General features: G+C 41.1%; 19 protein-coding genes. 12 read left to right on the top strand and 7 right to left on the bottom strand.

Features of this window, described 5'->3' with window-relative positions; all coding sequences use genetic code 11:
• Positions 1-41: 41 nt before the first annotated feature.
• From potA to PHC76_RS10305, 7 genes are all read left to right on the top strand, one after another.
• Positions 42-1,124, top strand: coding sequence for a spermidine/putrescine ABC transporter ATP-binding protein PotA (potA, locus tag PHC76_RS10335; RefSeq protein WP_299974525.1), 1,083 nt, complete (start codon positions 42-44; stop codon positions 1,122-1,124).
• Entirely contained in the window at positions 1,114-1,977 is an 864-nt protein-coding gene (gene potB, locus PHC76_RS10330; protein WP_299974528.1) for a spermidine/putrescine ABC transporter permease PotB, read from the top strand. Before potA ends, potB begins: the two co-directional genes overlap by 11 nt.
• Positions 1,964-2,731 (top strand): spermidine/putrescine ABC transporter permease PotC, encoded by a 768-nt coding sequence (gene potC, locus PHC76_RS10325; protein WP_299974531.1) that lies wholly within the window; start codon positions 1,964-1,966, stop codon positions 2,729-2,731. The genes potB and potC overlap by 14 nt, the downstream gene beginning before the upstream one ends.
• Complete coding sequence (locus PHC76_RS10320) at positions 2,728-3,753, top strand: extracellular solute-binding protein (protein ID WP_299974534.1); 1,026 nt, start codon at positions 2,728-2,730, stop codon at positions 3,751-3,753. Before potC ends, PHC76_RS10320 begins: the two co-directional genes overlap by 4 nt.
• A 67-nt stretch (positions 3,754-3,820) precedes the next feature.
• Entirely contained in the window at positions 3,821-4,099 is a 279-nt protein-coding gene (locus PHC76_RS10315) for a peptidylprolyl isomerase (RefSeq protein ID WP_299974537.1), read from the top strand.
• A gap of 40 nt (positions 4,100-4,139) precedes the next feature.
• Entirely contained in the window at positions 4,140-4,352 is a 213-nt protein-coding gene (locus PHC76_RS10310) for a hypothetical protein (protein WP_299974540.1), read from the top strand.
• Between the two features lie 6 nt (positions 4,353-4,358).
• The gene (locus tag PHC76_RS10305; RefSeq protein ID WP_299974543.1) at positions 4,359-5,621 is read left to right on the top strand and encodes an NAD(P)/FAD-dependent oxidoreductase; all 1,263 of its coding nucleotides are present in this window, start codon (positions 4,359-4,361) and stop codon (positions 5,619-5,621) included.
• Between the two features lie 193 nt (positions 5,622-5,814).
• On the opposite strand, the gene PHC76_RS10300 is transcribed toward PHC76_RS10305, so the two are convergent.
• Genes PHC76_RS10300 through PHC76_RS10290 form a run of 3 tightly spaced genes read right to left on the bottom strand, consistent with a single transcriptional unit; the run spans position 5,815 to position 12,503 of the window.
• Complete coding sequence (locus PHC76_RS10300; protein WP_299974546.1) at positions 5,815-9,102, bottom strand: type I restriction endonuclease subunit R; 3,288 nt, start codon at positions 9,100-9,102, stop codon at positions 5,815-5,817.
• A gap of 32 nt (positions 9,103-9,134) precedes the next feature.
• Positions 9,135-10,409: a restriction endonuclease subunit S gene (locus PHC76_RS10295; RefSeq protein WP_300210038.1), complete on the bottom strand. Its 1,275-nt coding sequence runs from the start codon at positions 10,407-10,409 to the stop codon at positions 9,135-9,137.
• Positions 10,410-10,412: 3 nt separating this feature from the next.
• The gene (locus PHC76_RS10290) at positions 10,413-12,503 is read right to left on the bottom strand and encodes an N-6 DNA methylase (protein WP_299975281.1); all 2,091 of its coding nucleotides are present in this window, start codon (positions 12,501-12,503) and stop codon (positions 10,413-10,415) included.
• 177 nt (positions 12,504-12,680) lie between these two features.
• On the opposite strand from PHC76_RS10290, the gene PHC76_RS10285 reads away from it, so the two are divergent.
• The gene (locus PHC76_RS10285) at positions 12,681-13,811 is read left to right on the top strand and encodes an exonuclease SbcCD subunit D (RefSeq protein WP_300210037.1); all 1,131 of its coding nucleotides are present in this window, start codon (positions 12,681-12,683) and stop codon (positions 13,809-13,811) included.
• The gene (locus PHC76_RS10280; protein WP_300210035.1) at positions 13,786-14,655 is read left to right on the top strand and encodes an SMC family ATPase; all 870 of its coding nucleotides are present in this window, start codon (positions 13,786-13,788) and stop codon (positions 14,653-14,655) included. The genes PHC76_RS10285 and PHC76_RS10280 overlap by 26 nt, the downstream gene beginning before the upstream one ends.
• A gap of 264 nt (positions 14,656-14,919) precedes the next feature.
• Here the strand turns inward: PHC76_RS10280 and PHC76_RS10275 are convergent, their stop codons facing one another.
• A complete protein-coding gene (locus tag PHC76_RS10275; RefSeq protein ID WP_299972201.1) occupies positions 14,920-15,336 on the bottom strand; it encodes a helix-turn-helix domain-containing protein in 417 nt (138 codons plus the stop codon).
• A gap of 143 nt (positions 15,337-15,479) precedes the next feature.
• Between PHC76_RS10275 and PHC76_RS10270 the strand changes: the two genes are divergently transcribed.
• Both PHC76_RS10270 and PHC76_RS10265 read left to right on the top strand, forming a co-directional pair.
• On the top strand, positions 15,480-15,821 hold the full coding sequence (locus tag PHC76_RS10270) for a hypothetical protein (RefSeq protein WP_299972202.1): 342 nt from the start codon (positions 15,480-15,482) through the stop codon (positions 15,819-15,821).
• A complete protein-coding gene (locus PHC76_RS10265; RefSeq protein WP_299972203.1) occupies positions 15,818-16,480 on the top strand; it encodes a hypothetical protein in 663 nt (220 codons plus the stop codon). Before PHC76_RS10270 ends, PHC76_RS10265 begins: the two co-directional genes overlap by 4 nt.
• Before the next feature lie 228 nt (positions 16,481-16,708).
• On the opposite strand, the gene PHC76_RS10260 is transcribed toward PHC76_RS10265, so the two are convergent.
• The 3 genes from PHC76_RS10260 to PHC76_RS10250 form a co-directional block, all read right to left on the bottom strand.
• Positions 16,709-17,818, bottom strand: coding sequence for a tyrosine-type recombinase/integrase (locus PHC76_RS10260; protein WP_299972205.1), 1,110 nt, complete (start codon positions 17,816-17,818; stop codon positions 16,709-16,711).
• Between the two features lie 341 nt (positions 17,819-18,159).
• A complete protein-coding gene (locus PHC76_RS10255; protein WP_299972207.1) occupies positions 18,160-18,582 on the bottom strand; it encodes a DUF3995 domain-containing protein in 423 nt (140 codons plus the stop codon).
• 1 nt (position 18,583) lies between these two features.
• Complete coding sequence (locus PHC76_RS10250) at positions 18,584-19,402, bottom strand: methyltransferase domain-containing protein (RefSeq protein WP_299972209.1); 819 nt, start codon at positions 19,400-19,402, stop codon at positions 18,584-18,586.
• A gap of 373 nt (positions 19,403-19,775) precedes the next feature.
• On the opposite strand from PHC76_RS10250, the gene PHC76_RS10245 reads away from it, so the two are divergent.
• Entirely contained in the window at positions 19,776-19,952 is a 177-nt protein-coding gene (locus PHC76_RS10245; RefSeq protein ID WP_299972210.1) for a hypothetical protein, read from the top strand.
• Positions 19,953-20,029: the final 77 nt, after the last annotated feature.

Here is a 20,029-nt window from a genome sequence, read left to right as displayed (position 1 = left end):
TTTCCATTGCTTTCTTTATCAGTTTTGATAAAATACCCCTTATGAACAAAATTTTACTACAACTTCAAAACATACATAAATCCTATGAAGGTAATTCTGTACTCAAAAATATCAATTTAGATATATATAACGGCGAATTTCTAACCCTATTAGGACCAAGCGGTTGTGGAAAAACAACCATGTTACGTATTATCGGCGGTTTCGAAGAGATTGACAGCGGTCTATTAACTTTTGAAAAAAAAGATATCTCTCAGCTTCCCCCTAATAAACGGAGCTTTAACACCGTATTTCAAAGTTATGCATTGTTTCCCCATCTCAATGTTTATGACAACATTGCATTTGGATTAAAAATGAAAAAAGTTCCGAAAGAGGAGATTCAAAGCGAAGTTCAAAATGCCCTTTCATTGGTTCGACTCGAACAGTTCGGACAAAAAATGGTCAATGAGCTCTCCGGAGGGCAACAGCAACGTGTCGCCATAGCCAGAGCCATCGTCAATAAACCCTCTATTTTACTGCTCGATGAGAGTTTGAGTGCTCTGGATTTCAAACTTCGTAAAATGATGCAGATTGAACTCAAACAGATGCAGCGTAAGCTTGGGATTACTTTTGTATTTGTTACCCACGATCAAGAAGAGGCACTGAGCATGAGTGATCGTATTGTGGTCATGAATCATGGGGTAATAGAGCAAATCGCTACCCCAAAAGAGGTGTATGAGAATCCTAAAAATATTTTTGTTGCCAATTTTATCGGTCAGACAAATTTACTCGATAGCTCATTAATCGATGCCGATCAAGCGTTGTTTGAAGTAGAAGGAAAACAGATGGCATTAGAGCATTTTATCTCTAAAACTTCTGCTAAAAATTTTACGATTTTAATACGTCCCGAAGATTTCCGATGCGAACGGAACCTCGAAGATATAAAATCAACCAACTATTTTGAAGGGGAACTCAAAGAGATTATTTATAAAGGGGTGACCATTGATTTAGTCATCGAACTTGTCAGTGGAAAAATTATTTTTGCGAGTGAATTTTACAACGAAGAGAGTGATGCACTAGATTATAAAGAGGGGCAAAAGCTCTATATTTATTGGCATGACGGATGGGAAAGTATCCTTGAAGACTAAAATCGGTTTTTTTGGAAATTTTTCCATATTCACTATCTCATCATGGCTTATCGTCTTTGGTTTATTGCCTTTTTTATTGGTCTTTATTGCCAGTTTTTTAACCCGTGGAGATGAAGAATTTATCCTCTATATTTTCAGTTTTGAGAGTTATATTAAAATCTTCGATCCACTCTATTTGGATGTTTTTTTAATCTCTTTTAAACTCTCTATTATCTCAACGATTCTGTGTCTGATTTTGGCATTCCCGTTTGCCTATTTCCTCTCACAAGTCTCTAAAAAATACACTTCTGCCTTACTCGTTTTAACCATCATCCCTTTTTGGACCAGTTCATTGGTTCGAACCTACGCGTTAGTGGTTATTTTAAAAACCAAAGGTGTTTTGAATGCCGCCCTTATGGGTATAGGGCTCATCAATGAACCGCTTGAGATTATTTATACCGATGTTGCCGTGATTATCGGTATGGTATATACACTCTTGCCTTTTATGATTTTGCCGCTCTATGCCTCTTTTGAAAAGTTTGATAAACGTCTGATCGAAGCGGCTCATGATTTGGGTGCGAATAAAACCTCCGTCATGCTCCGTATCATTATCCCCCTCGTCTCACCGGGGATTATCGCCGGTATCAGTTTGGTATTTCTCCCCTCTTTGGGTATGTTTTTCATCTCCGACTTACTCGGTGGAGCCAATAATCTGGTTATCGGGAACTTTATTAAAAATCAGTTTTTAACTTTTAGAGATTGGCCGTTTGGAAGTGTTGCTAGTGTTCTTCTTACCTTATTAATGCTAGGTTTGATTTGGCTCTATTCATTAGCCGATAAATTGACAAAAAAGAGAAACAGTGAACTTTTTTAAACGACTCTATATTGGATTTATCTTTCTCTTTTTATATGTACCGATTTTTATTTTGATACTCTATTCGTTTAATAACTCCAAATACTCTTTAAATTGGACCGGTTTTACCCTCAAATGGTACGATAAACTTTTCCTCAATGAGGAATTATTAGATGCGGCTATCAACTCCATCATGGTGGCTACAAGCTCCTCTCTCATCGCAACCTTGCTTGGGACTCTTGGAGCTATCGCTTTTTTTCGTTATACCTTTTTTGGCAAAAAGTTTCTCAACTCTATTGTTTTTGTCCTCATCATCTCACCTGAGATTGTGATGGGTATTGCTTTATTGCTTTTGTTTGTCTTACTCAATATCGAGCTTGGATTCAACTCCCTCTTGATAGCCCATATCTCTTTTTCTCTCCCCTTTGTCATCGTTACGGTGATGAGCCGTTTAAGCGGCTTTGATAAAAACATCATCGAAGCAGCCCGTGATTTGGGAGCTCATGAATTTGATATTTTCAGACTCATCATCCTCCCCAACATTTTCCCAGCCGTCATTGCGGGATTTTTACTCAGTTTTACCCTCTCGCTTGATGATGTCATCATCAGTTTTTTTGTCAGCGGAACCGATTTTGAGATACTCCCTATCAAAATATTTTCTATGGTTCGTCTCGGTGTCAGCCCCGAAATTAATGCATTATCTGCTATTATGTTCGGCTTTACGATTCTTATTGTCGCACTATCTCAATTTTTAATCAGGGAGAAAACAAAATGAAAAAAATCTTACTAGGCTTGTTGCTACTGGGCACCTACCTGTTTGGTTCGAGCAATGTTTTATATGTATACAATTGGAGCGAGTATCTACCCGCAAAAGTTATTAAACAGTTTGAAAAAGAGAGTGGAATTAAAGTTAAATATTCCACCTACGACAGCAATGAAGCGATGTACGCCAAAATCAAAACCGATAAAAAAAGCAGTTACGACATCATTGTCCCCTCCACCTATTTTGTGAGCAAAATGGCAAAAGAGGGGCTACTCGCACCTATCGATAAAACAAAACTCCCCAATTTTGTCAACCTCGACAAAACGTTGCTCTATAAACCGTTTGATCCTAAAAATGATTACTCTATCCCTTATCTATGGGGAAGTACCGGAGTCTCTTACAACTCGGCATTACTCGGTAAAAATGCGGTCACATCATGGGGCGATTTGTGGAATCCGAAATACAAAAAATCGGTTCTTCTCACCGATGATTTACGCGAAGTATTCGGTATGACACTCAAAGTTTTAGGATACAGTGCGAACGATACCGATCCAAAACACATTGAGCAAGCATACCAAAAACTTCTTCTTCTCCGCCCTAATGTCAAAGTGTTCAATTCTGAATCACCAAAACAGGTCTATCTCAGCGAAGAGGTAAAACTTGGAATGAACTTTAACGGTGAAAACTACATGGCAAATAAAGAGTCTCCCGATCTCAAATACGTCTATCCTAAAGAGGGGATTATGTTGTGGGTAGATTCTTTGGTCATCCCTAAAAATTCTCAAAACATTGACAACGCCCATAAATTTATCAACTTTATCCTCAGACCGGAAATCGGAAAAATCATCTCCGAAGAGATTGGATATGCTTCTCCAAACGCTGCATCGGTAAAACTTCTCCCAAAAGCGGTTCAAGCCAATCGTATCATCTACCCTATTGCGCAAGATTTAACGAATAGCGAATTTCAAACCGATATCGGTAGTGCTGTCAAAGTCTATGAAAAATATTGGGAACGTTTCAAAGCGGGAAAATAATCCCGCTTATCCCCTTTATTTCAGTCAGTTATTTGAGTAAAATTTCAAAAACAATAAAAGGATCATCATGGCATGGGCAACCGCACGACATATTTTAGTCAGTAGCGAAGCAGAGTGTAATGAACTCAAAAAACAGATTGAAGAGGGTCTCTCTTTTGCCGAAGCAGCAGCAGACAACTCCCAATGCCCATCGGGACGCAAAGGGGGAGATTTAGGACGTTTTACCCCTGGTCAAATGGTTCCAGAGTTTGACAAAGCGGTATTCAACGGCGATGTCGGTGTCCTATATGGTCCGATCAAAACCCAATTTGGCTACCATTTGCTCGAAGTAACTGCAAGAGGGTAAGCCCTCTCATTTATAGCATCTCGTGTGCTATAATAATTCCATGCAAAAATATATCCACTACGATCCTTCTCCTGAAGAGATTAATACCTACCGTATGCAAAAGAGCAGTGATAACAACCATCACTACTACAAAATTCATCTCTCGGAACTCACCGAAGGTCAACGTAAACATTTCTCCCAAAAATTCGGCATCTCTTTGAATATCTTAGAAAGCGAACAGTACCTCACATTGGTTCGTATTACCGATATTTGAACCTCTATGCAAAACACCTCTCAAACCTCATATAATCTCATCGTTGTCGGTGCCGGTGCGGCAGGAATGATTGCCGCAATCACTGCCGCCCGACTGGGAAAGCGTGTAGTATTACTCGAAAAGCTCAAACACATCGGTGCTAAACTCAAAGCAACCGGCGGTGGTCGGTGCAATCTTACCAATACCCTCTCCAATGAAGATTTTATGCAGCGATTCGGTCGGGACGGTCGCTTTATGACCCCTGCACTAAACGCACTGGATCATAAAGCCCTTATCTCTTTTTTTGCCCAAATCGGTGTGAAGAGTCATGCCCCCGATGGGTATCGTGTTTTTCCGATTAGTCACAGTGCACTCACCATCATCACTGCCCTCGAAGAGGAGATGAAACGCCTTGGAATCACCGTAGTATGTTCAGAGAGGGTAGAGTCACTCGTGAGTGATGGAGAGAGCGTTTCGGGTGTTAGTACCGCGACAACAACTTATAGCGCTCCAAATGTCATTATCGCGACGGGAGGTTTAGGGTATCCGCAACTGGGAGCAGAGGGGGATGGATTTACACTCGCATCCCAAGCGGGTCACACCATCACCGATCTCTACCCTGCTATGATGCCTCTCAAAACCAAGGAGGTGTGGGGAGAAGGATGCCGTGCCGATACAATTCCTAAAGTCGAAATCAAAATCGATCTCCCAAAAGCCAAAAATATTCGTGCCAAAGGGGATCTTATCTTTACCTCTACAGGTATTCGAGGGCCAGTGGTTCTCGATATTGCCCGTGAGATTAACCCCTATCTTTCCAAACACGGTGGAGTTCCAATACTAATCAATATGACCAAAGGGATGAACGAAGATCAACTCCTCAACCACATCAAAAATGAGATACACAAACATCCTGAGCAGTCAATATTAACACATATACAAACACTCCTCCCCGAATCAGTAGGACGTGCTTTATGCATCTTGGCAGACGCCGATCCGCAAAGCGGATTTAATAAACTTTCAGGTGCTGTACGTGATCGCCTCATCAAACTTCTCGCATGGACTCCACTAACCGTCATCGGACATGATGGGTTCAAGATGGCGATGATTACCCGAGGCGGGGTGTCGCTAAAAGAGATATCTCCCGATACGATGGAGAGTAAAATTTTACGAGGGCTTTACTTTTGCGGTGAGGTGATGAACCTCGATGGACCATGCGGTGGATATAATTTGCAATGGTCCTTCTCCAGCGGGTATTTAGCGGGGCATTTAGGAAATAAAGCCACAATATAGGGCTTTATAGCATATATTAATTAGCATTAAAATACTAGGTGTTCCTTTAGGTGTTCCTTTTGAGTCCAAATAATTCAATAATTGCTTTATTTGTAAAAAGAAAAACAGTAAAATCAAATTAGGTGTTCCCATTACCTAACTACATTCTCTTTCACAATTCTTATCATTTTTGCTTCATAAGTAGCTAATTCTTCTACGCCGCCCATCTCTGACCTTGTGCCGCAAACCCTAAGATCATCTCAAAAACATTCTCGCTTTTTTCGTTAAAAATGACACGATCATAACTCTCAGGTAAATCTTCGTTCAAAACTTTACGAACGGTATCTCTGACGATCTCTTTACTCTGCGTGTCTTTCCACCAATCCTGTACCAGAACCTTAGGCTGCCCCTCTTTGAGCCGTGTGATCAAATGCTTGGCCGCTAGCTTCACTTTTTGCTCTTCTGCTTTGGTCAGCTTCTCTTTTTTCAGTACGTCATAAAGTTCGAGTTCGTCTTCACTCAACCCTTCGCGTGCATGGCGCTCATCTTCCTCTTTCATACTCTCGGTAAATTTCACCAAATCATCAAAATAATTTTCGGTGGATGATCCCCCAGAATTGTACTTATCGATAATCTCTTGGAGCCTTTGGGCGAAATCGATTCGGGTGTGGTTTTGTTCCAACATTTGACGGAGTTTATCTTCGATAAAAGCGCGCATCTCGGCGATTTCGATATTTTTGTATTGAACCACGGCGAAATCGGCTCTAAGCTTTTCAAAATCGATTTTGCTTAAATCCCACACTTTCCCTTTTTGGACGATCTGATATTCGGCTTGATGCTCTTTAATCGCAAACTTCTCGGCATTATCGACGACAACACTCTCATCAAGTAATTCGGCGATCTTGCGACTCACTTCGTCGATATCGGCTTTTTCGATATGCGAATCGATTACCCCGCGCAGATACTGCATGACAGCGATCATCAGACGAGGCGGTTGGGAGAATATCTCAGGCTTGCACGCTTCATACAGAGCCGACACCGTGTTGTCATACACATAAAACGATTTGCGCCACTCGTCTTTACTCAATAAAATATCGGCATAGGATTGGAAGTTTTCGATATTTTTAAACGTGTTGTTCTCTTCGAGAATCGATTCTAAATTGATATTTCGCTCACGGCAAAAACCGATGGCTTGGGCTATCGCATCATCGAGGAGCTTGAAAAGTTCCCCCTTCTCTTGGACAGGCGATTTTTCCTCGTCCTCCTCTTCCCCTTGGGCATAATCTTTTAACGCCTTTTTCATATTTCGAAAGACGTTGTAATAGTCGACAATCTCCCCGTTTTTCTTCTCGACCAACTGTCCGTTATATCCTCGTATCGTGTGGGAGGCAACACGGTTTGCCCGTGCTATCGTCTGCATGAGGGTGTGATCTTTCATCGGTTTATCGAGATAGAGAGTTGAGACGCTCGGAGCATCAAACCCCGTCAGCCACATCGCGCACACAAACACGAGCTGTAGAGGATTCTCAGGGTCTTTAAAGTTGTACTCGATGTCGTGCCCGTGCTGATCGAGCGATTCCAGCCGTTTGATATGTGGCTTGATGTCGAGCTTCGCTTTTTCGTATCGCTCTTCATCGGCTTTGGGATCACTGATCACCACTGCCATCTCGACCGACTTCATGTACTCGAGCATTTTTTTGAGCCGCTCTTTTTCGATCTCACTGGTCGATCTGCTGATAAGCCCCCGTAGGTTTTTGATCTCCTCTTTCCAGAGACGCTGTACTTTGTCATACATTTTAACGGCGGTAAATTTATCGAGTGAAATCACCATCCCCTTGCCCATATACCCCCGACGCGGGAAATGATAAACGATATCTTTGGCGATGGTCTCCAAACGACTATCACGCTTGATCACCTCCATCTCTTGGGCGAACTTTCGCTCCAGTTTTTGCTGTTGAGCCTCGTCGAGGTTTTCATCTTCGAGCAGTTCGTAAAACTCATCACCCAGATCATCGTTTTGGATCAACATTTCAGGAACCCGCTTCTCATAAAACAGCGGTACCGTCGCCTCATCCTCCATCGCCTGTTGAAAATTATACTCCGAGACGTATCCCCCGAACCAACTGTTCGTTTTGCGCTCTTTACCTAACAGCGGTGTCCCCGTAAAAGCGAGGAAATGCGCCCCTTTGAGTCCAGCGCGCATATTTTCGGCGAGAGATTTGTACTGGGTACGGTGTGCCTCATCGACGATAACGATGATTTCGCGTTCATCGGGGTTAAAGAGGTGTGGATATTTTTTCCCTTTGTCGTAACGGAATTTTTGGATCAGGGTGAAGACCACTTTTTTATTCTGCCCTAGAAATTTACGCATCTCTTCGGCATCTTTGGGTTGGGCGGCATCTTGTTTCGTTACCGTCCCCGTGTTAACAAAATTTCGGTATATCTGACCGTCTAGGTCTTGGCGGTCGGTGACAACGACGAAGCTGAAATTCCCCGTCACCTTGCGAAATATCTTTCGAGCGTAGAAGATCATCGAAAAGCTTTTCCCCGATCCCTGCGTATGCCAGAAAACCCCCAGTTTTCCATCCAGCTCTTTACGGTTCAAAAACCGTTCATACGCATTATTGACCCCGATAAACTGGTGGTTTTGGGCGATAATCTTGCTGTTTTCTTTGTGAAAGAGGATGAAGTTTTCAACATAATCGAGCAGCTTGTAGGGCTGACACAACCCCGCCACCGCATACTCCAGACTCGTCCCCTCACGGGCGATCTGTTTACGATCCACTTTCTCTTTTTCATCATCGACCCGTAGCCAGTTAAAGAAGTGTTCCCACCCTGCGGTGAAACTCCCCACTTTCGTCTCGATAGCATTGGAAAAGATACAAAACGCGTTCGTATGAAAGAGCTGAGGAATATCGTTTTTGTAGTTGGTGAGGTTATCATCATACGCAGATCGGAGTTTGACGTTGGAGTTTTTCAGCTCGATAAACACGATCGGCAACCCGTTGACGTACAAGATCACATCCGGTCGTCGGTAGGCAGCTTTAGGTGATTGTCCTGTCGATTTGATCCAGAGCTGTGAAACGGCGAGATACTCATTTGCCCCCTCAGCGGTTCGTGAATCGTTGAAATCGATCAAACGGACGCTCTCGTTTTGTTTAACCCCCTGTGCATCATCATAGCTCACGGGGACACCGTTTCGGATCAGGTTATCGAGTTCACGGTTAGCGGCGATAGAGGACATCGCCCCGCGACGATCCATAATCTTCTCGACAACACTCTCGATGATGTTTGCAGGGATGGTGGGGTTGAGGCGGAGGCATGCGGATGTGAGGCGATCAGCGAGGATGACATCGCGTTTATCGGCGCGTTTGGAGTTATCACGCAACTCTTCGGGCTTGGCGGTATAACAGTTGAGGAGTTCAAAGCCGAAATGCGTGTTGAGCTTTTGTAAAATCGCCTGTTCGATATCGTCTTCGGAGATAAAGTTTTTTGCCATCATGTACCGCCTAGTGTGTTTTCCTCAAGATATGGTTACGCCGCGCCATCTTCGCACATACTCGGCGGAAACTGGATGTCCAGATTTTCGACGGAGAGTTTGCCGGAGATAAGACGAGGTAAAAGAAGCTCTCTAGTCTTTATAAGATTTGAATTACATTTCGCTATTGATTGAATTTGATCAAAAATTGGAGTTAATTTTTCAGTAAATTCACGAATGATTGATTCTTTAGCAACTAAAATTTTAAATCCTTTAATTAAATCTTGGCTCAAATTTTGTTGAGCCGCACCATGCGCGAATTGAATCATATGATTTTGAGCAAATTTAATCAAATAATACGTATAAACATGACTGAGATATTTATGTTTTGGTAAAAATGCACAACATGCTTGATTTGTTGAAGATTCTTCGGCAAGAATAGTTATATCAGCCATTGCACAATACATTGCAATAATCACTGTATTGACAGGAAATATTTTTGCTGAAGATGATTCTAAACCTAGTAATGTTATTTTTTCTTCACTTCCAAACGCAAAAATATTTTTCAACTCTCCAGTTTTAAGCCAATTAATATCACCACCATAATTATTCAAATTTTTACGTGATGGAGTTCCACCTGAAGATGTATTATATATATCCCCTATTTTTTTGACATTCCACCCCTTCGGAATCCCTTTTTCAAACTCGGCACTTTGATATCCGGGGAAGCGGAAACGGACAAACCATTCGCGGTAAATCTCCTCTGCCATTTTTTCGAGGAGGGTAATGCGTCGTTGGTTGTTTTCGATCAAATCGTCGTAAGAGGAGAGGATAGCGGCGATTTTTTGTTGAACTTTTATATCATACTTAATCAGAGGTAAATTTCTTATCATTTCTAGACTAAGAAAGCCTTGTGCTGATCCACTTTTCATTGCCTCTACAGCCAATTGAAATGGAGAAGAAGTCATAAAATAATATAAATATTTTGGAGAAATATCCTGATTAGGTCTGATAATTCCAACACTACTTGATAATCCAAATCTGTCTGTCTGACGCATGACATATGGAGTACCAATCGATCCAATAATTCCAAATACAACATCACCTACAGAAGGTTTAACAATAGCAGATTTATTTTTTTCAAAGTATTTTTCAAAATCCGCTTCGCTGATGTAATCAACTTTTGATAAATCGATTCCACTTTTTTTAAAATTTTTTGATGTTAAATACATAACACCATTCATTTGTCTTTCTATACTTGCATGAGCTCCATCACCAACAGCACAAAAGTTTTTTATCTTATAATCAAAAATACTTTTATTTCCTATCATTTACTATTCACCGATCAATTCATGAATGTTATTATGTATAATTTGTTCAATATTTTTTGAGAACTTATTTAACTCTTCCAACTGACCATTTAAATCAACAATTTCTGCAATAAATTCTTCCTCTGTTTTCCCATCTTCCTCGATCACAACCCCAACATACCGCCCCGGATTGAGCGAATAATCCTGCTCTTTGACTTCATCCGGTGTAGCGAGCTTGCACAGCCCCGTTACGTCTTCGTAGCGTGCTTCGGGAAAGCGTTCTTGGAGCCAGTGGATATGACGGTAAAAACTCTCGGCGGTTTTTACCTCTTTGTGGAGCTGTTCGAGGGCATCTTTGAGCTTTTTGATCTCTCGATCCGCCATGGCACGTTTCCCCTCTTTTTGCGCCGCTTCCGCTTTGAGTTTCTCATGTGCTCTTACGATCTTGTCGAGCTGTTTTAGCCCCGCGTGCAATGAGAGGAAAAAAGGATCGAACGCTTCGCGCAGTATATGCTGTGCACGATTTAGACCATCGATCTCTGTGTCGCTTTTGAGTTTCGTGTCACGTTTGCGGTGCGCTTGGTAGAGACTCTGGAGTTTATCCAGTGCGCTCCACTGTTTCACCAGATCGCCTACGGCGAGTTTCCCCGCCTCGTCATCGAGGACACTGAGAAGCTGTGTACTCACAGGCATAACCTGAGTCTCGTTTTCGATCAACAGCTCCATCCCTCTCTCGAAATAACGCTCGATGAGACGGACAAACGCTTTTCGATTGCCTCGGTGGAGTTTGCTGATGATGGCGATGTTTTGTATCTGCTCTTCGCTGAACTCACGGTGGGCGCGGTCGATCTGGGTAAAGATATTGCGAGCATCGATAAAGAGGATTTTATCGTTGCTTTTTGCCTTGTCAAAAAACCATAACGTCGCAGGGAGCGTGACGGTGTAGAACATATTCGACGGCAGGGTTAGCATCCCGTAGATGAGATTGTTCTCGATCAAGCTTTGGCGGATGTCGGCTTCGGAGTGACGGGCATCCGAGGCGGAGTTTGCCATTACCAGCGCGGCTCGCCCTTTCTCTTTGAGCGACGTCGCAAACAGGTTGATCCACAGATAGTTGGCATTGGGGACGGTCTCTTTCCCCTCTTCCCCTTTTTTCACTTTCCCTTTGTTGCGCGGGATTCCGTAGGTGTTAAAGCGTAGATCACTCTCGATCGTGGCAATAGGGACATCATCGACGTTAAACGGCGGATTCGCCATCACGTAGTCGAACTTGCCGAATCCGTCAAACGGATCTTCGGCGTAGCTGTTGGCTTGTTTGATCTCACCGCGCAGACCATTAACCGCCAAGTTCATTTTCGCGAGTTTCACTGTATCGAGGGTTTTCTCTTGACCGTAGACAAAAAGCTGATCTTCCTCATGTTCTTCGCCCAGTGCATCCAGTTCGGCTCGGTGCTGTTCGACGAAATGCTGTGACTGCACGAACATCCCCCCAGAACCGCACGCGGGATCGTAAACCGTCCCTTTGTACGGCTCGATCATCTCGACCATCACTTTAACAACCGATGTCGGGGTGAAAAACGCTCCGCCCCCCTGCCCCTCTGCGAGGGCAAATTTTCCGAGGAAAAACTCATAGATTTTCCCCAACATATCCCCGCTGGCATCGCGCGGAATATTCGAAAAGTTTTTCAGTAACTGCGAGGGGATCGTCTTGTCGGTGCGGGTTAGCGGGGCGTATTCATCTTTAGGTAGCACCCCTTCGAGTTCGGGTTTGTATTTCTCGATGTCTTGCATCGCCTCTTTGATCCGTTTCGCGACATCTTCTTGTTCGGGGAGGTTGAGCAGATAGTCATACCGTGCATGATCAGGGAGATAAAATCCACATTTGCTGATGGCTATCTGTGAAATTGGCATTTCCATACGGGTACCGGAGACTCTGGCGAACTCGTCGTTGATCGCTTTTTCAGCACGTCGGTAGTTGTTGTCGGCAAATTTGAGAAAAATGAGACCCAAAACGGGGGTGGCGTATTCGGTCGATTTTAGATCGGTGTTAGCTCTCAGATTATCGGCTGCTGCCCAAAGATCGTTTTCTAGTTGTTTGATAGCTTCTGTGGTCAATGGATACCTTGATTCTTGAATTCATGTATATATTTGTTTGATTATAGATTTTAACAGATTCATCATAAAAAAACTAATATCTTTAGCTTATTGTTAATTTTTATCATTCTATATACAAACCTTTAAGCAAAAAACTATTATTGTGTCTTAATAATATATTTCATCTAAAGGCTCGCGTTGAGAATTTTCCATTTCTCAGATACCCATTTGGGGTTTAACGATCTTGAGATCGTCAATGAATCTGGTATCAACCAACGTGAAGCCGATTTTTACGATGCCTTTACTCAGGTGATCGATGCGATATTAGAAACTAAACCTGATTACGTCATCCACACCGGCGACCTCTTCCACCGCCCTCATCCATCCAACCGTGCCATCAGCTTTTGTCTTACACAGCTAAAACGGCTCAGTGTCACTCAGATTCCGACAATTATCATTGCAGGGAACCACTCCACCCCGCGCACCCGCTCCGCTTCCCCAATCCTCGCCGCACTGCGGACACTCGATCATATCTATCCCGTATTCGAAGAGCGTTATGAGAAAGTGATATTTGATAATATCAACTTCCATTGTATCCCCCACATCAACGATGAACTCTCCAATCTCACGGCGATTGAGGAGTGCGAAGCTTTGGTAGATGAGGATAAACATAACATCATGATGCTTCACTGCTCCGTCGGGGCGCAGTTTATGATGGAGGAGTACGGTGAGCGGGTTTATCCGCGTGAGAAAGAGGAGCTGTTTGAGAGAATGGATTACGTCGCTCTCGGACACTGGCACGGATTCGGAAAGGTCGGCAAACACCCTAACGTCTATTATGCAGGATCGAGCGAACGAACCAGCAGCAGCGATGCCCGTAACGACAAAGGATACGCCCTCGTTACTTTGGGCGAGAGTCTTGATGTGACATTTCACCCTATCACCCTCCGTCCCAGCCACCGCCTCCGTGTCGATGCGCAGACGTCAGAGGACATATTCGACGCCCTACGCTCACGTGGTGCATCCTTGGACGTTGAGGGGGCATTGCTCTCCATCACCCTAGAAAACCTGAGTGCCACCCAATCGATCGACATTGCCAACCGCGATATCGAGGCGTGTTTCCCTACCGCACTCAATGTTCAAATCCAGCGCAAGTTCCGACGTACCGAATCCTCCGCCGCGACGGAGAGTGTAAATGCCGCCTCGTTGCAGGAGTATTTCGGTGCGTTCTTGGAAGAGCAGAGTTCTACACCCGAAGAGTTCACACGTCTAAACTCCAAAGTAGCAACACTCTTTGCACGCTATGACGAGGTCAATAATGACGCTTGAATCGCTGAAACTACAGAACTTCAAACGCTACGCCTCGTATGAGATCACATTTGAGAGTGGTCTATGCGGGATACTCGGACGTAATGGACGGGGTAAATCGACAATCTTTGATGGGGTATTCTTCGCCCTCTACGGTGAAAACCGAACGGACAAAAAATTAATTCCTACTGCCGGAAGTGATGGAAGCGTCAAAGTCGAGCTTAACTTCGAGATCGAAGGGAAAAGCTACACCGCTATCCGCGAGTTTCGGGGCAAAGCCCTCACCGCTTACGCAAACCTCAAAGAGGGAGATGAGAGTATCGTTACCGGTGCCCGGGAAGTGACGACCGCCGTAACGAAACTGCTTGGGATGGGGAAAGAGGCATTTTTACATACGGTATTCGCCTCCCAAAAGGAGCTGACGGCTCTCAGCTCCATGAAAAACGACGAGCGCAAGGCGATGATGCGCCGATTGCTGGGACTGGAGAAGATCGATAAAATCGAGGAGATGATTCGCGAGGAGCTGCGGGAGCTTAACCGCGATATCAAAAGCACTTCGGGGTTTTTACTCAGTGATGACGTTCTCAAACAACACCGCGATGATCTATCTACCAAAACCGCCCTCTCCCAAACCCTCGAAGCGACCCTCAAAACCCTCACCGAGGAATCCCTAAAGCTAAAAACCGCCTACGAAGCCGCCAAAGCTCTCGTAGAAACGCACCAAAAAGCCAAAGAAGAACGGCAAAAGAAACTGGACGCACTCGAAAAAGCTCAACAGACCCTAACACTCCATCAAAAACAGCTAGGTGAACTCGAAACTGAGCTAAAAACCCTCACCGCTCACCAGACCCATTACACGATGTAGTTAATATCAATCATTTTTGAATTTATTTTTGTGCCAATTTGAGGCGGGGGTACTTCCCCACCCCCTATATGTTCTCAGACACTATAGGGGTTAATTGTAAATTGACTGCAAAAATTCAAATGACGGCGAATTAAAGTAATTCATTTTTGGATAAAAATAAAGTCAAAAATGATCGACAGTCGTTCATATTTGCACCCAATACTAATAACTAATTATCCTATAGCCTTTTTATAAATAAAAAGACTATATATAAAAGAATTTTTTTTAGAGCTTTGAAAGCTTTTCAAATTCTTCAAGACGAATAATTATTTGTTCAATAAAAGGCTTTGGAGCATGAGGTAATAATTCAATCAATTTTACAATCTCTTCATTTTCACAAAGATTTTTTAAAAGGTCCATGCTAATCGGTCCATTAAGTGCAAACTCGATTTTTGATACATCTTTGAGAAAACTTTCATTCGCATCATGAATGTACATGCTACCGATACCACGTGATAGCCAATCTATCGATATATTTTTATCTTCAGAAATTTTTTTAAAAATATAGGCAGGTATTGAATTTCTTTTTTTCCAAACACATACAGTATTTTTATCCACACCTAGTATACGAGAAAGGTCTGAATCTGTTTTACAGATATATACTTTTTTCAGTCTTTCAATTTGACTAATTATATTTTCCACAAGCACTCCTATTTACTAACAATATAATTGACACTATTTACAAAATAATATACAATATCAAGGTATGAAGTTTATTTTAGCATATTTGTGTCTTTAAAGCACTTACAAAATAAACGACTATATTTTTACAAGGATAAATAGAAATGATAGAAATGGCATATTTAGATTATCACAATATACGTGATTGGAAACTCAATATGAACGAAAGTATGTTAATGGCAGTCTTTTCTGAAATGGAAAAGTATAGTCCTAATCAGATTTTTCAAGATGCTAATACGTATCACGTCTTAAGCAGACGAAACATTTTGAATGAATTACCTATTCTTGAAAGTACATCTTGCATAAAACGCGGAATTTTAGGTTTGGAAAAAAAAGGTGTAATCAAATCTATTTCATTGCCAGATATTGATTACACCCATACAGCTTATGCACTTACTGAAAAAGGTCAAAGATGGAATAAGCTATTGAACGGTGAATCGAAATGATTTGGGGAGCGTATACCAATTATCAAAAAGTCAATGAATGGAAGTTAAAATTAAGAACTATCCATGTGATGCACGTTTTTGCCAATTTAGAAAATTGGGCAACTCCTTGCAAATCAGATAATATCGATGATAAAAATATGTATTATCTTTTATACCGTGAAAAAATTCTTTCAGAGTTACCTTTTCTTGGCAGTATCTCTACTATATCACGATGTATAAAAGAACTTGAAGATAAAGACATCATCAAAAGTATCAATAAAAATACTGCTCCTGCTTACTGTCTAACCGCAAAAGGATTAGAGTGGAAGAATAAAATGAAATCTGAAAAAATGCCAAATGTAGGCGAAATAGTTGGTAGTAAATCAAAACAAAAAAACAAAATAGAGAGAAAAATACATCCATTCTCTCTATCAAAGAAATGTATGTTGGATGAATGTAGTAATGAATATTTAGAACAGCTACAAAATGCAGCATATAAAAAATGTGATGAAAAAAAGATACCTCATGTTGAATATAATCGCTTTGTAAAGTATTATTTAAAAGTCGACAGACAATACCGTAATTGGTTGCTTGCTTTTAGTGATTGGTGTGAAAATTATCTGAATCGAATTGCGGAGATAAAACAGAAAGAAGTTTCAGATAGAGGCTTGTACCAATAAAACATTATTCATTACCCAGTAGGGATTACAACGAGTAAGCCGACAAACCCTTACGCTATCCCTACCCTTGTCAAATCGCTTCTATCTCATAGGATTTACAGTGAGATATTAAGAGATGAACCGAGTGTATCCATCGCGAAGAATGGAACTTTTTTATCATCTAAAGCTTTCAAAATTATACCAAAAAATGATTTCAAACTTGAAACTTAAGTCCAAATTTCTACATAATCAAATACAAAAATCTAAAACTACTTCCTCTTTCTTCACATTCACAATAGTATCGATCACATCGCTTGCCATCTCTGAGCTTCGGAGATAATTCATTGTCAAATATTTCTTAATCGTGTTCGGATCATTATGTCCTAATGCACCGGATAGGTGCATACTCTCTAGCCCCTGCTCTGCCATAGCTGAAACGATTACATTCCGAAGATAGTGTAAACAAAATGCCGGATTTTCGAGACGCTTTTTAAGCTTATCAATATGGTGCTGTATTCCCGTAATATGGGTTCCGGTATAACCAGAGGTAAACACATATTCTCCCCTGCCTCTAAATTCAGAGATTAAAAGCTTAATCCGCTCAGGTAAATATATCTTTTGCTCTTCATCATTCTTAGTATCACGCAGCACATAATAGTTATGCTCAAAACTTACATCTTCCCACTTTATCATCATGATTTCAGTGCGCCGTCTCCCCTGCATTGCAAAACTAAAATATGCCAACCAAAACGGATCATGGAAAAACTCATTATTAATAGCATCATAAATCTTTTTCAGCTCTTGGGTTGCATTTACTACGATCTTCTTCGTCTTATTACGCTTAATTTTAATAAACACCATTGGATCATATTCAAGAACTCTATTATCTATTGCTTGTTTAAACACCGGACGCAAAACCTCGATGAGCCTACCAACTGTTCTAGGCTTAAGTCCTCTATCTTTTAGCTTTGCCATTACCTCTTGTATATGAACCGCTTTAATATCTTTGATTGCCATCCTGCCGAGTATATCATTACGAACATTGTAATCATAGAATTTACGCTTCTCAGTTTTCCACCTACCCTCTTCGTGGTAAAGTAAATGTTTGTCCATCATTGCATTGAGCGTAAGTCTATCATCAGTGATATTGTCTTCGCGTTTTTTTCGGATCTTCAATAACTCCATCTCGGCATGAGCTATACGATCCTTTTTATTCCATGCTACTTTATCCGATAAATTAATTAATCCGCGATACCTTTTATCATTGAATTTAAAATTATAGTAAAAGACATCATATCCCTTATCTGCCCATAAATTTTGCTTCACCTTATTAATGTACAGCTTAGTATCAATTGCCATTATTCATCTCCTAAAATGAGGGGTGTCCCTTTAGGTGTTCCCTTTTCATATAAAAATATAGATTCTTATAGATTTTGATAGATGTATGATACCAGATAATAGGCGTTTATAGAAGGAAATATTTTTATGTATTTTATTCCTACACTAGTCATTCTCAAGCGGGTATTTGGCGGGGCATCTTGAAAATAATGCCATAAAATAGAAGCTACAATCCTATACCAGAACCTTCATTTGTCCCTCTTTAAGATGTGTGATCAAATGCTTCGCCGCAAATTTGACTTTTATAGTTTTTATATAGAAAAAAAAATCATCGGATAGTATTGTTTAGATTTTTGGCTACATTATGCTCCATACGCCAAAATAGCGAATACCAACCCCATAAATAACGCATATGGGGTGTAAAAACGGGTGTCATAATAGGCGAATTCAGATGATTTTATTTTTTTAAACAATCCGACTGCATTAAACTCTCCGATACCTCGAAGGGTAAATATACCCGATAAAATCCATCCGCTAATGATAAAATAATCCCGATAATGCGACGTACTCAAATCATAAAAATAGAGGATATAGGCGACAAAAGCAAATCCAAATAATGCCAATCCTACCATAACAGCAGCTATTTTTCCCGGATTTATCAATGGCTTGCCATTCTCTGTCGGTATCGCTTGTAAAGCTGCAAATTTACCACCCATCGCCCAATAAAAATGGAGCAATCCAATCAGACATAATGCGATAATAGTAAAAATGGTTATAACACTCATTTTATCTCATTTTAACAACAGAAATCAGACTATTCGCATTAAAATCGATACAGTTGTCTTTTGAAATTGATTGCAAATGCTCTATGTATTCTTTTTCAAATTGAGGATAATTGGATTCCAACTGATTTAATAACCCCTTGTATCCCGTACTGTTAAGGAGTTGCCACCATTCATTAATCTCCATCGGAAACACAATCTCAATATCATGGATTTCCAAACTATTGTATTCGATATGAGCACATAACGTTTCTATTTCATCTTGCGTAGAGAGTTGTCTTTTTTCTATCCGCTTGGGCGGTGCGATATTGTAATGACGCTCTAACAATTCTAAAAATATTTTGGAATACGGCTGAAAAGCTTGATCCGTAAAGGTTGAAAAAATGAATTTCCCCTCATCACTCAATCGCTCAGAAATATCGATTACAACTCTTTCCATATTTGGGTAGAAGAACAGCCCGTATCCGCACGTAATGAAATCAAACTTTATATCTTCAAAATCAAGATTTTCTACATCTTGAACCAAGTAGGTGATGTTGTTTATCCCGTGCTCTTTTGTCTTTAATCGGGCTATATTGAGCATCTCTTCGGAAATATCGACAGCGTAAATATTTGCATTAGGAAACTTTTTGGCAAGTTCTATCGCGATATGACCTGTCCCCGTTGATAAATCTAAAATATTCAAATTATCGTTTTCAGAATGGATCATATCGACCATTTTTTTGGCTGATAGTATAAATTGCTGATTTCTATCATAGCTTTTGGCTACATTGTCAAAAGTATTTTTGATATTCTCTTTAATGGTTTGTTCGTCGTTATTCATCTGTCATCCGCTTGTTTCTGAAATTGTTGCATCAACTGGATTGTTTCTTTGTCCATTATGCCGTTTCGCGCTTCTATGTGTTTGATAAGTGTATCGTACCGCTCTTTTGGTAAATTTTGATCTTCTATTATGACAAAGAAGTGGAATACGGTGGGTTCGAGATGGAGGAGATTGAGCCTGCGGTTAGAGCGTTTGCGGAAATTGTATTAAGAAAAACAGTGTAAAATGTTTTAAAATATGTCAGTATGTAAAATTTTGGTTTGATATTTCTAATATCAGAACATTTTAAATGTCCGATTATCTTGTAAATTTCTATCAAAATAGTATATTTTGGGTATGAAAAAATAGTTATGCATTAGAAAAGGATGAGGATATGGAAATAGTACAAAAACTGGAAAGAGCCAAGCGTTCAATACAACAAGCACTTGATTCCGTTCATAGAGCTAAGCGAGATGCTGATGACGATGCACGAAGAAAGCTTCGCGATGCAGAAGATGAGCTAGACCGAGCACTAAGGGATATCAAGCAAGCAATCAGAGAAATGGAATAAGTGCTAACAACTCAAAGGAGATCAAGCAAAAACCCTCCGGCGGCTTTTTGCTTGATCATTTTAAACATTAGGAAGTT

Source organism: Sulfuricurvum sp. (assembly GCF_028710345.1).
Taxonomy (GTDB): Bacteria; Campylobacterota; Campylobacteria; order Campylobacterales; family Sulfurimonadaceae; genus Sulfuricurvum.
Note: the sequence above shows the minus strand (reverse complement) of the source record. Positions and strands in the feature narration are given on the sequence as shown.

Bases quoted from the DNA above. Each gene is read 5' to 3' on its own strand.
- potA (WP_299974525.1), top strand. From the start codon at position 42: ATGAACAAAATTTTACTACAACTTCAAAACATACATAAATCCTATGAA.
- PHC76_RS10320 (WP_299974534.1), top strand. From the start codon at position 2,728: ATGAAAAAAATCTTACTAGGCTTGTTGCTACTGGGCACCTACCTGTTT.
- PHC76_RS10315 (WP_299974537.1), top strand. From the start codon at position 3,821: ATGGCATGGGCAACCGCACGACATATTTTAGTCAGTAGCGAAGCAGAG.
- PHC76_RS10310 (WP_299974540.1), top strand. From the start codon at position 4,140: ATGCAAAAATATATCCACTACGATCCTTCTCCTGAAGAGATTAATACC.
- PHC76_RS10305 (WP_299974543.1), top strand. From the start codon at position 4,359: ATGCAAAACACCTCTCAAACCTCATATAATCTCATCGTTGTCGGTGCC.
- PHC76_RS10300 (WP_299974546.1), bottom strand. From the start codon at position 9,102: ATGATGGCAAAAAACTTTATCTCCGAAGACGATATCGAACAGGCGATT.
- PHC76_RS10295 (WP_300210038.1), bottom strand. From the start codon at position 10,409: ATGATAGGAAATAAAAGTATTTTTGATTATAAGATAAAAAACTTTTGT.
- PHC76_RS10280 (WP_300210035.1), top strand. From the start codon at position 13,786: ATGACGAGGTCAATAATGACGCTTGAATCGCTGAAACTACAGAACTTC.
- PHC76_RS10270 (WP_299972202.1), top strand. From the start codon at position 15,480: ATGATAGAAATGGCATATTTAGATTATCACAATATACGTGATTGGAAA.
- PHC76_RS10265 (WP_299972203.1), top strand. From the start codon at position 15,818: ATGATTTGGGGAGCGTATACCAATTATCAAAAAGTCAATGAATGGAAG.
- PHC76_RS10260 (WP_299972205.1), bottom strand. From the start codon at position 17,818: ATGGCAATTGATACTAAGCTGTACATTAATAAGGTGAAGCAAAATTTA.
- PHC76_RS10255 (WP_299972207.1), bottom strand. From the start codon at position 18,582: ATGAGTGTTATAACCATTTTTACTATTATCGCATTATGTCTGATTGGA.
- PHC76_RS10250 (WP_299972209.1), bottom strand. From the start codon at position 19,402: ATGAATAACGACGAACAAACCATTAAAGAGAATATCAAAAATACTTTT.
- PHC76_RS10245 (WP_299972210.1), top strand. From the start codon at position 19,776: ATGGAAATAGTACAAAAACTGGAAAGAGCCAAGCGTTCAATACAACAA.